The following is a 14,769-nucleotide window of genomic DNA, read 5'->3' as shown; positions in this document are numbered from 1 at the left end:
GCCGATGGCCAGTTGCAGTACATGGGCCGCGCCGACGAACAGGTCAAGATCCGCGGCTACCGCATCGAACTCGGCGAGGTCCACGCGGCCCTGGCCGCGCTCGACGGCGTCAACGAAGCGGCGGTGATCGCCCGCGAGGATCGCCCCGGCGACAAGCGGCTGGTCGGCTACATCACGGGGACCGCCGATCCGGCCGAGATCCGCGAGCGGCTCGGCGAGCGGCTGCCGACCTACATGGTGCCCACCGCCGTGGTGGTGCTCGAGGCGCTGCCGTTGACCGTCAACGGCAAGCTCGACACCCGCGCCCTGCCCGCGCCCGAATATCAAGACGCCGATCACTACCGCGCGCCGAGCACGGCCGTCGAGGAGATCCTGGCCGGCATCTACGCCCAGGTGCTCGGGGTGGACCGCGTCGGCGTCGACGACTCCTTCTTCGATCTCGGTGGCGACAGCATCCTGTCCATGCAGGTCGTCGCCCGCGCCAGGGCGGCGGGCGTGGTGTGCCGCCCGCGCGACATCTTCGTCGAGCAGACGGTTGCCCGGCTGGCCCGGGTGGCCGGCGTGGCCACCGACGACGACGTGGTCGACGAGGGCATCGGCCCGGTGGTCGCGACCCCGATCATGCGCTGGCTGCAAAGCGTCGACGGCCCGGTCGAACAGTTCAACCAGACCATGGTCGTGCAGGCCCCGGCCGGGGTGAGCGAGGCCGACGTCGTCGTGGTCCTGCAGGCTTTGCTGGATCGGCACGCGATGCTCCGGTTGCGTATCGACGACGACGGCGCGGGGGACTGGTCGCTGCGCGTGCCAGAGGTCGGCGTGGTCGACGCCGGCGGGTGCGTGCACACCGTCGAGACGCTGTCGCACGCGGCGCTGGAAGCGGCGCGCTCGCAGCTGAACCCGGCCAGCGGCGCGATGCTGCGCGCGGTCTGGGTGCCCTCGACGGGTCAGCTGGCGTTGATCATTCACCACCTGGCCGTCGACGGGGTTTCCTGGCGAATCCTGTTGGAAGACTTGAACATTGCCTGGGCCCAGCATCACAGCGGGCAGCAGGTGGCGTTGCCGGTGGGCGGCATGTCGTTCGCGCGGTGGTCGTCGCTGCTGGCGGAGCACGCGCGCCGGCCGGAGGTCGTCGACCAGGCCGAGGCGTGGCGCCAGATCGCGTCGACCCCGGCGCCCTTGCCGGCGGCGCGCGGCGACATCGACACCTTCGTCAGCGCGGGACAGCTGTCCGTATCGCTGGACGCCGACACCACCCGATTGTTGCTGGGCGAGGTGCCCGCGGCGTTCCACGCCGGGGTCCAGGACATCCTGCTGATCGCGTTCGGGCTGGCGTGGGCGCAGTTCGTGGGCACCGGTGCGCCGATCGGCATCGACGTCGAGGGCCACGGCCGGCACGAGGAACTGGGCCCGCACGTGGACCTGTCCCGCACGGTCGGCTGGTTCACCACCAAGTACCCGGTCGCGTTGAAGGTCGGCGGGCTGTCCTGGGGACAGGTCATCGCCGGTGAGGCCGAGCTCGGCGCGCTGATCAAGGACGCCAAGGAACAGCTGCGCGCGCTGCCGGACACGCTGACCTACGGGCTGCTGCGCTACCTCAATCCCGACGTGGACATGGACGGGTCGGACCCGGTGATCGGGTTCAACTACCTGGGACGGCTGGGCGGCGCGGGCGACCTGTCCAGCGACTTGTGGCGGCTCGACCAGGACAGCCTGGCGTCGGCCGGCGCGGCGACGGCGGTGCCCATGCCGCTGCCGCACACCGTCGAGCTCAACGCCGCGACCCTGGACACCGCGGCCGGTCCGCTGCTGCAGGCCAACTGGACCTGGGCGCGGTCGGCGCTGGACGAGGTGCAGGTCGGTCGGCTCAGCGAGCTGTGGTTCGACGCCCTGAGCGGCATCTGCAGCCACGTCCGCAGCGGCGGCGGCGGCCTGACGCCCTCGGACCTGGCGCCCGCCCGGCTGACCCAGGCCGACATCGACGAGCTGTGCCAGCGCTACCCGATCGCCGACGTGTTGCCGTTGACCCCGCTGCAGCAGGGCCTCCTGTTCCACACCGGCAGCGCGCAGGGCAGCGACGACCTCTACGCCGTCCAGCTCGACATCAGCGTCAGCGGTGCGCTCGACCCGCACCGGTTGCGCGACGCCGTGCACACGATGCTCAAGCGGCACCCGAACGTGGTGGCGCACTTCCTCGAGGAGTTCGGCGAGCCCGTGCAGGTCCTCTCCGCCGAGCCGGCGCTGGCCTGGCACTACGTCGAACTCGACGCCGAAGACCTCGAACCCGAGGAGCAGATCCAGCAGCTCTGCGCCAGCGAACGCGCCGCGGTGTGCGACCTGGCGGAGCGCCCGCCGTTCCGGGCCACGTTGATCCGCACCGCCGACAACCGGCACCGGTTCGTGCTGACCAACCACCACATCGTGCTCGACGGCTGGTCTAAGCCGCTCCTGCTGCAGGAGATCTTCGCCGCCTACTACGGCGTGCAGCTGCCCGCCCCGGTGCCGTACCGCAAGTTCGTCGCCTGGCTGGCCGCGCAGGACCGCGGCGCCGCCCAGGCGGCCTGGAAGCGGGTGCTCGCGGGGTTCGACACCCCGACCCTGGTCGGCCCGCCCGGCCGGATGAGCCTCGGGCCGCGGACCGTTTCCTCCTTCCAGGTGTCGGCGGAGACCTCCCGGGCGCTGGGCGAACTGGCCCGGTCGTGCCACACCACCGTCAGCACAGTGCTGCAGGCCGCCTGGGCGCAGCTGCTGATGTGGCTGACCGGCCAGCACGACGTGACCTTCGGGACGGCGGTCTCGGGCCGCCCGACCGACCTGGCGGGCGCGGACCAGATGGTGGGCCTGCTGATCAACACGGTGCCGGTGCGGGCGACGATCGGCGCGGAAACCACGATCGCCGACCTGCTAAATCAGCTGCAGAGCGCCTACAACGACACGCTCGAGCACCAGCATTTGGCGCTCAACGAGATCCATCGTGTAACGGGACACGACCAATTATTCGACACCATGTTCGTGTATGAGAACTATCCGATCGACACCGCCGCGCTGTCGGCTGTCGATGAACTGGCGATCGATGGCTTCACCAACCGCGAATACAACCATTACCCGCTCTCTGTCCAGGCCGTTCCAGGTCACGAAATAGCTCTTCGCGTCGAATTCGATACAGAAGTCTTCGAGACGGGCAGAATCGAGAGGTTGATCGAGCGGTTCCGGCGGGTGCTGGAAGCCATGACCGCAGATGTGGAGGAGCAGTCATGACCGTCGGTGCAGGGCGGCGATTGTTGTCGATCGACTTGCTGGATGGCGGCGAGCACGACCGCCTCGACGAGTGGGGCAACCGGGCGGTATTGACCGCACCGGCCGCGGGGGCGGTGTCGATTACGGCGTTGTTCGGCAAGCAGGTCGCGCGTGTTCCCGAGGCTCCGGCGCTGACCTTCGAGGGTCGCTCGTTGACCTACTCCGAACTCGACGAGGCCGCGAACCGGCTGGCGCACCTGCTGGCCGATCACGGCGCGGGTCCGGGCGCGTGCGTGGCGCTGCTGCTGTCGCGGTCGGCCGAGGCGATCGTGTCGATCCTTGCGGTGCTCAAGACCGGGGCGGCCTATCTGCCGATCGACCCGGCGGTCCCGGCCGCGCGGATGGAGTTCATGCTCGGCGACGCGGCGCCGGTCGCGGCGGTCACCACGGCCGAGTTGCGCTCGCGGCTGGACGGATTCGACTTGCTGGTCGTCGACGTCGACGACCCGGCGGTGCAGGAACAGCCGAGCTCGGGGCTCCCGGGACCGGCGCCCGAGGACATCGCCTACACGATCTACACCTCGGGCACCACCGGAACCCCGAAGGGCGTGGCCGTCACCCACCAGAACGTCACCCAGTTGCTGAAGGCGCTGCCCGCCGACCTGCCCAAGGCCGGCGTCTGGTCGCAGTGGCACTCGCTGGTCTTCGACGTGTCGGTGTGGGAGATCTGGGGTCCGCTGCTGCACGGCGGCCGGCTGGTCGTGGTGCCCGAGTCGGTGGCCGGCTCGCCCGACGACCTGCACGCGCTGCTGGTCGCGGAGAAGGTCACCGTGTTGTGCCAGACCCCGTCGGCGGTGGGCATGCTGTCGCCGGACGGCTTGGACTCCACCGCGCTGATCGTGGCGGGCGAGGCCTGCCCGTCCGAGGTGGTCGACCGCTGGGCGCCGCGTCGGGTGATGATCAACGCCTACGGCCCCACCGAGGGCACGGTGTACGCGTCGATGAGCGCGCCGCTGAAGCCGGAGTCGGGGGCGCCGCCGATCGGCTCGCCCGTGCCGGGGGCGGCGCTGTTCGTGCTCGACAAGTGGCTGCGCCCCGCGCCGGAGGGCGTCGTCGGTGAGCTCTACATCGCCGGTCGCGGTGTCGCGACGGGCTACGTGCGCCGGCCCGGGCTGACGGCCTCGCGGTTCGTCGCCTGCCCGTTCGGGGCGCCGGGCGCGCGGATGTACCGCACCGGCGATCTGGTGCGCTGGGGCGCCGACGGCGAGCTGCAGTACCTCGGCCGCGCCGACGAACAGGTCAAGATCCGCGGCTACCGCATCGAGCTCGGCGAAATCCAGACGGCCCTCGCGGGGCTGGACGGCGTGGAGCAGGCGGCCGTCATCGCCCGCGAGGATCGGCCCGGCGACAAGCGCCTGGTCGGTTACATCACCGGGACCGCGGACCCGGCCGAGATCCGCGCCCGGCTCGGCGAGCGGCTGCCCACGTACATGGTGCCCGCCGCCGTCGTGGTGCTGGACGCGCTGCCGTTGACCGTCAACGGCAAGCTGGACAAGCGTGCGCTGCCCGCGCCCGAGTACCACAAGACGAGCGGTGAATACCGCGCGCCCACCACCGCCGTCGAAGAGACGCTGACCGCCATCTACGCCCAGGTCCTCGGCCTGGAGCGGGTCGGTGTCGACGACTCCTTCTTCGACCTGGGCGGCGACAGCATCCTGTCCATGCAGGTCGTCGCCCGCGCCCGCGCGGCCGGCGTGGTGTGCCGCCCGCGCGACGTGTTCGTCGAGCAGACGGTGGCGCGGCTGGCCCGGGTGGCCGGCGTGGCCTCCGACGACGACGTCGTCGACGAGGGCCTCGGCCCGGTGGCCGCGACGCCGATCATGCGTTGGCTGCAGCAGGTCGACGGCCCGACCGACCAGTTCAACCAGACGATGGTGGTGCAGGCCCCCGCGGGCGTCACGCGCGACGACGTGCTGGTGGTGCTGCAGTCGCTGCTGGACCGCCACGCCACGCTGCGGCTGCGCGTCGACGACGACGGCGCCGGCGGCTGGAAGATGCACGTCCCCGAGGTCGGCGCGGTCGAGGCCGCCACCTGCGTGCACACCGTCGACGCGCTCTCCGACGCGGCGCTGGTGGCGGCGCGCTCGCAGCTGAACCCCGCCGCGGGGACCATGCTCCGCGCCGTCTGGGCGGAATCCACCGCCCAGCTGGCGTTGATCATCCACCACCTGGCCGTCGACGGCGTGTCGTGGCGGATCCTGTTGGAAGACCTGAACATCGCGTGGGCTCAACACCACGGCGGGCAGCCGGTGGCGCTGCCGACGGGCGGGACATCGTTCGCCCGGTGGACGGCGATGCTCGAGGAGCACGCCCAGCGCCCCGAGGTGGTCGCCCAGGCCGAGGCCTGGCGGAAGGTCGCGTCGACCCCGGCGTTGTTGCCGGCGGTGCGCCCCGACGTCGACACCTACGAGACGGCCAAGCAGCTGTCGGTGTCGCTGGACGTGGAGACCACCCGGTCGCTGCTGGGCGAGGTGCCCGCGGCGTTCCACGCCGGCGTGCAGGACATCCTGTTGATCGCGTTCGGGCTGGCGTGGGCGCGGTTCGTCGGCACCGGCGCCCCGATCGGCATCGACGTCGAGGGCCACGGCCGCCACGAGGAGCTGGGCCCGCACGTGGACCTGTCCCGCACCGTGGGCTGGTTCACCACCAAGTACCCGGTCGCGCTGACCGTCGGCGAGCTGGACTGGGAGCAGGTGATGGCCGGCGACCGGGCGCTGGGGGCGCTGGTCAAGAAGGCCAAGGAGCAACTGCGTGCCCTGCCCGACCCGCTGACCTACGGGCTGCTGCGCTACGTCAACACCGACGTCGACCTGGACGGGTCGGACCCGGTCATCGGCTTCAACTACCTGGGACGACTGGGCGCGGCCGCGGATCTGCCCGGCGAGATGTGGCGGATCAGCCAGGACAGCCTGTCGTTCACCGGCGCGGCCAGCGCCGCGCTGCCGATGCCGTTGATGCACACCGTCGACCTCAACGCCGGGACCATGGACACCGAGGCCGGCCCACACCTGCAGGCCAACTGGACGTGGGCGCCCTCGGCGCTGGACCACGAGCAGGTCAGCCGGCTGAGCCAGTTGTGGTTCGAGGCGCTGGCCGGCATCTGCGCACACGTGCGCAGCGGCGGCGGCGGGCTCACCCCGTCGGACATCGCGCCCGCGCGGCTCACCCAGCAGCAGCTCGAGGACCTGTGCCAGCAGTACGCGGTCGCCGACGTGTTGCCGTTGACCCCGCTGCAGCAGGGGCTGCTCTTCCACGCCAGCTTCGCGCACGACCTCGGCGACGACGTGTACGCGGTGCAGCTCGGCATCACCGTGACCGGCGCCCTCGACGCGCACCGGTTGCGCGAGGCCGTCCACACCGTCGTCAACCGGCACCCGAACCTGGCGGCCCGGTTCTGCCCGCAGTTCGGCGAGCCCGTGCAGGTCATCCCGGCCGACCCGGTGATGGCGTGGCGCTACATCCAGCTGGGCGCGGACGACCTGGATCCCGACGAGAAGATCGAACAGCTCTGCGCCGCCGAGCGCGCGGCGGTCAGCGACCTCGCCAACCGGCCGGCCTTCCGCGCCGCGTTGATCCGGACCGCCGACAACCGGCACCGGTTCGTGCTGACCAACCACCACATCGTGATGGACGGCTGGTCGCTGCCGATCATGCTGCGCGAGATCCTGACCAGCTACTACGGCGAGCGGTTGCCCGCACCGGCGACGTACCGCAGCTACCTGACCTGGCTCGCCGCCCAGGACCGCACGGCCGCCCGCGCCGCGTGGGCCGAGGTGCTGGCCGGCTTCGAGGAGCCCACCCTGGTCGGTCCGCCGGCGCGGTTGGGCCTCGGGCGGCGGGGCGTCGAGTCCTACCGGCTACCCGCGGAAACCACCCGGGCGCTGGGCGAGCTCGCCCGCACCTGCCACACCACGATCAACACCGTGTTGCAGGGCGCCTGGGCGCAGCTGCTGATGTGGCTGACCGGCCAGCATGACGTGGCCTTCGGCACCGCGGTCTCCGGCCGCCCGGCCGATCTGGTCGGCGCCGAATCGATGGTGGGCCTGTTGATCAACACGGTCCCGGTGCGCGCCAACATCACCGCGGCAACCACCGTGGTCGAACTGCTGCAGCAGCTGCAGAGCGCCCACAACAACACGATCGAGCACGAGCACCTGGCGCTGAACGAGATTCACCGCGTCACGGGGCACGACCAGCTGTTCGACACGCTGTTCCTTTACGAGAACTACCCGATCGACACCAGCGTGCCGTTGGGCTTCCACGAGCTGGCGATCACCGACGTCACCAACCGCGAGTACAACCACTATCCGCTGTCGGTGATGGCGCTCCCCGGCCGCGAACTGGGTCTGCGCGTCGAGTTCGACACCAGCGTGTTCGACACGGCGGGCATCGAGTCGCTGATCGAGCGGTTCCAGCGGGTGCTGGCGGCGATGACCGCCGACTCCAGCAAGCGGCTGTCCGCGATGGACGTCCTGGACGTCGACGAGCGCGGCCGACTGGACGCGTGGGGCAACCGGTCGGTGCTGACCGCGCCGGTTGGCGCGACGGCGTCGATTACGGCCCTGTTCGCCAAGCAGGTGGCCCGCACGCCGCATGCGGTGGCGCTGACGTTCGAGGGTCGCTCGATGACCTATCGGGAACTCGACGAGGCCGCGAACCGGCTGGCGCACCTGCTCGCCGAGCATGGCGCCCGCCCGGGTGAAAGCGTGGCGCTGCTGTTCTCCCGTTCGGCCGACGCGATCGTGTCCATCCTGGCGGTGCTCAAGACCGGGGCGGCCTACCTGCCGATCGATCCGGCGGTTCCCGCGGCGCGGATCGAGTTCGTCCTCGGCGACGCGGCGCCGGTCGCCGCGGTCACGACCGCCGAGTTGCGGTCGCGGCTGGACGGCTCCGACGTGGTGGTCGTCGATGTCAACGACGCGTCGGTGGCGGAGCGGCCCGCAACCGCGTTGCCCGGACCGTCGTCCGACGACGTCGCCTACCTGATCTACACGTCGGGCACCACGGGTGTGCCGAAGGGCGTGGCGGTGACGCACCACAACGCCACCCAGCTGCTGGAGAAGCTGCACGCCGACATCCCGGACCCGGGCGTGTGGGCGCAGTGGCACTCGTTGGTCTTCGACGTCTCGGTGCACGAGATCTTCGGCGCGCTGCTGCACGGCGGCCGGCTGGTCGTGGTGCCCGAATCGGTCGCCGGTTCGCCGAAGGACCTGCACGCGTTGCTGGTCGAGGAGAACGTGACCGTGCTCAGCCAGACCCCGTCGGCAGTGGGGATGCTCTCACCGGAGGGGCTGGAGTCGACGGCCCTGGTGGTGGCCGGTGAGGCCTGCCCGCCCGAGGTGGTGGATCGGTGGGCGCCCGGCCGGGTGATGATCAACGCCTACGGCCCGACCGAGGGCACGGTGTACGCGGCGATGAGCGCGCCCCTGGGCGCGGACAGCGGAGCGCCGATCGGCGCCCCGGTGCCCGGGGCGGCCCTGTTCGTTCTGGACAAGTGGCTGCGGCCGGCGCCGGAGGGCGTCGTCGGAGAGCTGTACATCGCCGGTCGCGGCGTGGCGATGGGCTACGCGCGCCGGGCCGGTCTGACGGCCTCGCGCTTCGTCGCCTGCCCGTTCGGGGCGCCGGGGGCGCGGATGTACCGCACCGGCGACCTGGTCCGCTGGGGCGCCGACGGGCAGCTCCAATACCTGGGTCGCGTCGACGAACAGGTCAAGATCCGCGGCTACCGCATCGAGCTCGGCGAGATCCAGGCGGCGCTGGCCGGCCTGGACGGGGTCGAGCAGGCGGCGGTGATCGCCCGGGAGGACCGGCCCGGTGACAAGCGGCTGGTGGGCTACATCACCGGGACCACGGACCCGGCCACGATCCGCGCCCAGCTGGGCGAGCGGCTGCCGGCCTACATGGTGCCGGTCGCGGTGGTCGTGCTGGATGCGCTGCCGTTGACCGTCAACGGCAAGCTCGACAAGCGCGCCCTGCCTGCCCCCGAGTACCAGAAGACCGGTGGCGTGTACCGTCCGCCGGCCACGCCGGTGGAGGAGACGCTGGCCGACATCTACGCCGGAGTCCTCGGCTTGCAGCGGGTCTCGGTCGAAGACTCCTTCTTCGACCTGGGCGGCGATTCGCTGTCCGCGATGCGGGTGATCGCGGAGATCAACACCGCCCTCGACACCAACCTCTCGGTGCGCACCCTGTTCGAGGCGCCGTCGGTGCGACGCCTCGGCCAGCAGGCCGAACGCGACGCCGGCAGCGAGGACGAAGCCGAGGGCGGCGGAGCCACCTTCGCGTCCGTCCACGGTCGCGACGCCACCCAGGTGTACGCGAGCGATCTGAAGCTGGACAAGTTCATCGACGCGGAGACGTTGAACGCCGCGCCGGCGCTGCCGGGTCCGAGCTCGGAGGTGCGGACCGTCCTGCTGACCGGGGCGACGGGCTTCTTGGGTCGGTACTTGGCGTTGCAGTGGCTCGAGCAGCTGGAGCTGGTGGACGGCAAGCTGATCTGCCTGGTGCGGGCCGGCTCCGACGAGGAGGCCCGCCAGCGGCTGGAGAAGACGTTCGACAGCGGCGACCCGCGGTTGTTGCGGTACTTCCAGGAGCTGGCCGCCGACCACCTGGAGGTCATCGCCGGTGACAAGGGCCAGGCCAACCTGGGGCTGGACGAGGAGACGTGGCAGCGGCTGGCGGATACGGTCGACCTGATCGTCGACTCGGCGGCCCTGGTCAACGGTGTGCTGCCGTACAGCGAGCTGTTCGGGCCGAACGTCGCGGGTACCGCCGAGCTGATCCGGGTGGCGCTGACCACCAAGATGAAGCCGTTCGCGTATGTGTCGACCTCCGACGTCGGCCGCCAGATCGACCCGGCGGCGTTCACCGAGGACGCCGACATCCGGGTCATCAGCCCGATCCGAAAGATCGACGGCAGTTACGCCAACGGCTACGGCAACAGCAAGTGGGCCGGCGAGGTGTTGCTGCGCGAGGCCAACGACCTGTGCGGGCTGCCGGTCTCGGTGTTCCGGTCCGACATGATCCTGTCCGACACCAGCTACGCCGGGCAGTTCAACCTGTCGGACATGTTCACCCGCATGGTGTTGAGCCTGGTGGCGACCGGCATCGCGCCGCGTTCGTTCTACCAGCTGGACGCCGACGGTAACCGGCAGCGCGCGCACTTCGACGCGCTCCCGGTGGAGTTCGTCGCCGAGGCGGTCACCACGCTCGGCAGCCAGGTGGTCGAGGGGTTCGAGACCTATCACGTGATGAACCCGCACGACGACGGCATCGGCATCGACGAGTATGTCGACTGGCTCATCGAGGCCGGTTACCCGATCGAGCGGATCGACGATTTCAGCGAATGGTTGCAGCGGTTCGAGGCCGCGCTGCGCGACCTGCCGGAGCGGCAGCGCAAGCACTCGGTCCTGCAGATGTTGCAGGTGCCCGGCTACAACCAATTGCAGGCGCCCGAGCCGGCCAACGGGTCCTTCGCCCCGACCGACCGGTTCCGCGCCGCCGTGCAGGAAGCCAAGGTCGGTGTCGAGAGCGACATCCCGCACATCACGCCGGCCGTGATCGTCAAATACGTCACCGACCTGCAGTTGCTCGGCCTGCTATAACCTTCACACTCGGTTCGGGGCGGTCCGCATGGGCCGTCCCGAACCGCATGCCCGGTTTCGAGGGCTGAAACATCCTTCTCGTATGTTTTGGCCCCTGTTACAGGATTGCTGTTAAGCGGCGAGGACTTTTTCGAAACCCCTAGCGCACATACCTGCGCTCGATTAACCTTTCGGATTGTTGCACTTATGTTGACTAAGTTGGTGGAGAAACTGTGTGCGTCGGACCGTTCGATGAGGACATCCGGGGCTCCCTCTTAGTCGGCGACGGGCGGCAACCGGGGCGAGGATCCGCACGCGGACTGCGATGCGTGCATGCGCCCCAGCACGCGGAACCGAACGGGCATTGCGGAGGGTTCGGTCGAGCGGCAGCAGTCAACCGGGGGTTTGAACGGTGAACCTCACGGTTGGGAAGTTGGATGCAGCTTGGTGAGCAAGCACTTCCGCTTACGCGCGGCCAACTAGACATCTGGCTGGCGCAGGAGACGGGCCACTCCGGCACGGAGTGGCAGATCGGCCTCTTCGTCAGGATCGACGGCCGGGTTCAACGTGACGCCCTGAAGTGGGCGATCCGCCAAGCGGTCCAGGAAGCCGAACCGACCAGGGTCTCGTTCGTCGAAAGCGACGGGCAGGTCTTCCAACGGGCCATCGACTACCCCGACGTCGAACTGGCCTTCCACGACCTGACCGGATCCCGGGACGCCGTCGGGGAAGCCCGGCGGATGGCGCTTTCGATTCAACGGACGCCCATGCCGTTCGACGGCCCGCTGTTCAGGTTCGCGCTCTTTCAGACCCGTGCCGACGAATTCCACCTGTTCGCCTGCTGCCACCACATCATCATCGACGGAACCGGCGTCGCGCTCGTCGGTCACCGCATCGCCTCCATCTACTCGGCCATCGTCTCCGCCGCCCCCATCCCGCCTGCGGTGTTCGGCTCGCTGCGGGACCTGGTCGACTGCGAGTCGAAGTACGAAGCCTCGGCCGACTACCGCGGCGACGAGGCCTACTGGGCCCGCAACCTGCCGGCGAACGACCCGGGGCCCCAGCGGGCGCCGCGCGAGCGCGACCCCTGGCCGTCCGCACCGGTGGCCTTGAACCCCGGCGTCCTTCGCCGGGTCAACAAGCTGTCCCAGGTGTGGGGCGTTTCGCAGACATCGCTGATCACCGCGGCGTGCGGGCTGCTGGTGCGGGGCTTTCGCGGTGACGGCTCCGAGGTCGTCCTCGACTTCCCGGTCAACCGCCGGGTGCGCCCCGAATCGAAAACGCTGCCGGGAATGGTCGCCGGCGTGGTGCCGCTCGTCTTGCGAATCTCGCCGGAGCTCACCGTCGCCGAGTTCTGCCGACAGGTCGACGCACGGATCAGGGAAGCCGTTGCACACCAACGTTTTCCGGTGCAGGCGCTGGAGCGCAGGATGCGCGGCCCGGGCGGGCCGCCCGAACGGGTGAGCGTCAACTTCATCCCGTCCGCGTTCACCCTGCCCTTCGGCGGTGTCACCGCCTCGGCGTCGTACACCAACTCCGGCCAGGCAACCGGTTTCGGGTTGATCTTCTCCACCGACGGTGACCAGCTGTTCCTCAGCACGGCCGGCGCGTGGGAGCCATTCTCCAGCTTCGACGCCGCCGACCTGGCGCGACGTTTGGAACGGGTGTTGGTGGCGTTGACCGCGGACACGACGCGGCGGTTGCTGTCCATCGACGTGGTCGAAGAGTCGGAGCGGGTGTGCCTGGCCGGCTGGGGTAACTGGGCGGTCATGGATCGGCGCGCGCTCCCGGAACGGTCCATTCCGCAGCTGTTCGGCGTGCAGGTGGAGCGGGTTCCGGGGGAGGTGGCGATCGCATGCGAGGGCCGCTCGTGGTCCTACCGCCAGGTCGATGAGGCGTCGAATCGGTTGGCGCGGTTGCTGATCGGGTGCGGTGTGGGTCGCGGGGACCGCGTCGGGCTGCTCGCCGAGCGCTCCGGGGAGGCGGTGATCGCGCTGCTGGGGGTGTTGAAGGCGGGGGCGGCCTACCTGCCGATTGACGTCGGGTTGCCCGTCGGGCGGGTGGAGTTCATGCTCCGCGACGCTTCGCCGGTGGCGGTGATCGTCGGTCCGGGGTTGCGGCCGCGGCTCGGTGGATTCGACGGCGCGGTGGTGACCCTTGACGACCCGGCGATCCCGGTGCAGTCGTGTGCGGGGCTGGTGGGCCCGGACGCCGACGACGTGGCGCACGTGATCTACACGTCGGGAACCACGGGGGTGCCCAAGGGCGTGGCGGTCACGCACCGCAACGTGGCCCAACTGTTCGAGGCGCTGGCCGGCGGCGGCTTGCTGGGGCCGGGGCAGGTGTGGAGTCAATGCCACTCGCTGGCATTCGACTTCTCGGTGTGGGAGATCTGGGGCGCGTTGTTGCACGGGGGCCGGTTGGTGGTGGCACCCGATGGGGTCGCGCGGTGCGGCGATGACTTGCGGGCGTTGGTGATTCGCGAGCGGGTGAGCGTGCTCACCCAGACGCCGTCCGCGGTCGGGGTGCTGTCGCCACACGGCGTCGGCGCGGCCCTGGTGGTGGGGGCCGAGCCGTGTCCGGCGCAGGTGGTGGATCGGTGGGCGCCTGGCCGGCTGATGGTCAACGTGTACGGGCCGACCGAGACCACCATGTGGGTGTCGAAGAGCGCGCCGTTGGTGGCCGGTTCGGGATCGCCGGCGATCGGGTCGCCGGTGGCCGGGGCGGCGTTGTTCGTGCTGGACGGGTGGCTGCGGCCGGTGCCGGCCGGCGTGGTCGGCGAGCTGTACGTTGCGGGGGCCGGGGTCGGCGTCGGGTATCTCGGCCGGGCGGGGCTGACCGCGTCGCGGTTCGTGGCGTGTCCGTTCGGCGGGACGGGCGCGCGGATGTATCGCACCGGGGATCTGGTGTGGTGGGGTCCCGACGGCCAGTTGCGGTACGCGGGGCGGACCGACGAGCAGGTCAAGATTCGCGGCTACCGGATCGAGCTGGGTGAAATCCAAAGCGCGCTAACGGGTTTGGCGGGCGTGGAGCAGGCGGCGGTGATCGCCCGGGAGGACCCCGGCGGCGACAAACGGCTGGTCGCCTACGTCACCGGCAGCGCCGACGCCGGTGTGGTGCGCACCCAACTCGCCGAGCGGTTGCCGGCCTACATGATCCCGGCCGCGATCGTCCCGCTGGCCGCGCTGCCGCTGACCCTCAACGGCAAGCTCGACACGCAGGCCCTGCCCGCGCCCGACTACCCCGGTCAGGGATACCGTGCCCCGACCACCCTCACCGAAGAGATCCTCGCCGGCGTGTACGCGCAGGTTCTCGGCCTCGGCCGGGTCGGTGTCGATGACTCCTTCTTCGATTTGGGCGGGGATTCCCTGTCGGCGATGCGTCTGGTCGCCGCGGTGAATACCAGCCTGGATAGCACCCTTTCGGTGCGTGCGCTGTTCGAGGCGCCGACGATCCGCCAACTGGCGCCCCGGCTCGACGAGGGCGAGGGACGGCTGGCGCGGGTGGTGCCCGGCCCCCGGCCCGCGGTGGTGCCGTTGTCGTTCGCCCAGAGCCGGTTGTGGTTCCTCGATCAGCTGCACGGTTCTTCGCCGGTGCACAACATGGCGGTCGCACTGCGCCTGAGCGGACGGCTGGACGCCGAGGTGCTGGGGGCGGCGCTGGGTGACGTGGTGGCCCGGCATGAAAGCCTGCGCACGATCTTCGTCGCGCCCGAGGGGAACGCCCGGCAAGTGGTTGTCCCCGTCGGGCAGGGTGATTTCGGTTGGCAGATCGTCGATGCGGCTGGGTGGCCGGACCACCGGTTGGCGGAGGCGGTTGAGTCGGCGGCGTGTTATTCGTTTGATTTGGCTGTGGAGATTCCGTTGCGGGCGACGGTTTTTCGGGTGGCGGC

3 protein-coding genes are annotated in these 14,769 nt (G+C 70.3%); all 3 read left to right on the top strand.

Annotation, left to right across the window (positions count from 1 at the left end; translation table 11 throughout):
• Positions 1 to 3,255: condensation domain-containing protein (locus tag A5702_RS02030; RefSeq protein WP_231964967.1), on the top strand; the 3,255-nt coding region annotated here is incomplete at its 5' end.
• Positions 3,252 to 10,898, top strand: a complete 7,647-nt coding sequence (locus A5702_RS02025; protein ID WP_068217822.1) for a non-ribosomal peptide synthetase — start codon at positions 3,252 to 3,254, stop codon at positions 10,896 to 10,898. The genes A5702_RS02030 and A5702_RS02025, both read left to right, overlap by 4 nt.
• Positions 10,899 to 11,314: 416 nt before the next feature.
• Positions 11,315 to 14,769: non-ribosomal peptide synthetase (locus A5702_RS02020; protein ID WP_068217820.1), on the top strand; the 3,455-nt coding region annotated here is incomplete at its 3' end.

The sequence above is a fragment of the Mycobacterium sp. E3339 genome, from assembly GCF_001666915.1.
In the GTDB taxonomy this organism is placed as follows: Bacteria; Actinomycetota; Actinomycetes; order Mycobacteriales; family Mycobacteriaceae; genus Mycobacterium.
The sequence above is the reverse complement of the archived record's forward strand: the minus strand, read 5'-3'. Positions and strand labels throughout refer to the sequence as shown.

Bases quoted from the DNA above. Each gene is read 5' to 3' on its own strand.
- A5702_RS02025 (WP_068217822.1), top strand. From the start codon at position 3,252: ATGACCGTCGGTGCAGGGCGGCGATTGTTGTCGATCGACTTGCTGGAT.